The sequence below is a fragment of the Rhizobium sp. P32RR-XVIII genome (assembly GCF_012641395.1).
Lineage (GTDB): Bacteria > Pseudomonadota > Alphaproteobacteria > Rhizobiales > Rhizobiaceae > Rhizobium.
The window spans coordinates 1-1,982 of sequence record NZ_JABAIH010000067.1 but is presented as its reverse complement, the minus strand read 5'-3'; the positions used below and the strand labels follow the sequence as shown (position 1 = coordinate 1,982).

Here is a 1,982-nt window from a genome sequence, read left to right as displayed (position 1 = left end):
TCAGGCTTGCGCCTCGTCCGGCGAAGGATCGTCTTGATAATGGCTGTAATCACTTTGCTTATGGTGCCTGCCGTTGCAGTGATTTCGGGATTGAAGCCGACCTATCATGCCGAATCCCGGCTGATGATCCACAGGCCGCTGGCGACAACGCTCAGCGCGGAGGATTCCGGCCGCAATGATCCGCTGAACCTCACATCGGAGGCGGAGCGGCTGCTTTCCAGAAGCGTCGCAGAGCGGGTAATCCGCGACTTGCAACTCGATCAGCGGCCGGAATTCAATCCGGCACCGCGAAAAACCTCGCTTGTCGGCAAGGCCCGAGAAAAACTGCGCGGCCTTGTCGGCAGTGAAAAACCATCCTTGCCGATACGAAACAGCGTCGAGCCTATAATCCTAGAATATTACAGGGCGCTCAGCGTGGGGCACAGCGGCCAGGGTGACGTTATCCAGATTGGATTCGATGCGAGTGATCCCGAACTGGCAGCCGCGGTCCCGAATCGGCTCATCAGCGTCTACCTTGAAGAGCGGAATGACAGTATCCGTGGCCATCTGGACGCAGCGGAAGAATGGATCCGGCAGCGCATCGCCGAACAGAAAAGTCGCGCGAAGGCAGCGCGCGATGCTGCCGCCAAGTATCAGGAAACAATGGATGCTGTCTTAAATGCCGACGCTCAGGGTGAACAGATCAAGTCGGTAATGGAGTTGAGCGACCGGCTAACAAAAATCGAACAAAGCCACGCTGAAGTAAAAGCAGCGATTTCCACCCTGGAAGTGGATGACGACGCGTCGCTTGCCCTGCAGAATACATTCACTCCCGATAGCATTGGCGTGATGCAACGCGACCTTCGTGTACAGCAGCAAGATCTCGACCGTCTCCTTGAGACATATGGCAACAATGCCGAAGCAGTGGTCGACTTGCGTGCAAAGATTCTTAAGTCCCGCACCGATCTCCGCCTTGCGGTCGATCGATATCTCCTATCAATGCGCGCCAAGCTTGCGGCCCTTGATCGTGAAGAGGACGCAGTCCGATCCGCGTTGGCGGCCGCCCACGAGCAACGTTCTCGCTCGGCCCTGGCGCAAACCGAGTTGGCGCGACTGCAGCGCGTCGTCGACAAGGAGCAAATGGCGCTGGACAAGCTCGAGGAGCAGCGCCAGGCCCTGGCTGGGCAGGCCATGCTGCCGGGAGCGGAAGTGGAGGTTTTGTCACCGGCTGCAGTGCCGCTCGCGCCGCAGGGACGCGGCCGGCTTTTCTATCTGATCGGAGCCTTGCTGGCTTCGATTTCGATCGCCGTAACGGCCGCTTTCGTGGTTGAGATGTTGGACAAGACGGTCCGTAGCTTCGACCAGATGGCCGGAATGGCGCGCATAGTGCCCGCCGGATTCATACCGCGCTTGAGAAGGAAAGACCGGCGAAATCCGTCGACACTCTTCGGGCACACTCAAGGGGGGATGTTTGACGAAGCGATCCGCGCCGTCGTGATTTCGCTCAGACAATCCAATGGCGGAAAGTTGCCCAACAGTATTGTGGTGACGTCGGCTCACGGCGGAGAAGGGAAGTCGTTTGTCGCCAGATCGCTGGCAATCGAACTCGCCGCCAGCGGAAGCCCGGTGCTGCTTGTCGATGGCGACCTTCGACGCGGAAATCTCGACACGCTTTTCAAGTCGGGGCTAAAGCATGGGTTGAATGACTTCCTGAGTGGCCAGGCTGCAATCCCGGACGTCATCCATCACCATCTCCCAAGCGGTGTCGATTTCATCCCGGCTGGCAATCCCAGTGTCCATCGACGCCCCCAGCTGGCGGACGTGGCGGACATCATCGAGATGGCCCGCGCAAGCGGCCGAATCGTCATCTTCGACAGCGCCCCTGTGCCCGCCTCGACCGATACGATGCAGCTGACCGCGCTCGCAGAACGAACGCTTATGATCGTACGATGGGCAAAGACGAGCCGCCGCGCCGTCGAGTTCAGCCTGCAGCGTCTGAAAAG

At 59.2% G+C, this 1,982-nt stretch carries 1 protein-coding gene; it reads left to right on the top strand.

What is annotated here, in order from left to right:
• Window positions 1-1,982: GumC family protein (locus tag HGP14_RS35060; RefSeq protein ID WP_168834366.1), on the top strand; the 1,982-nt coding region annotated here is incomplete at both ends.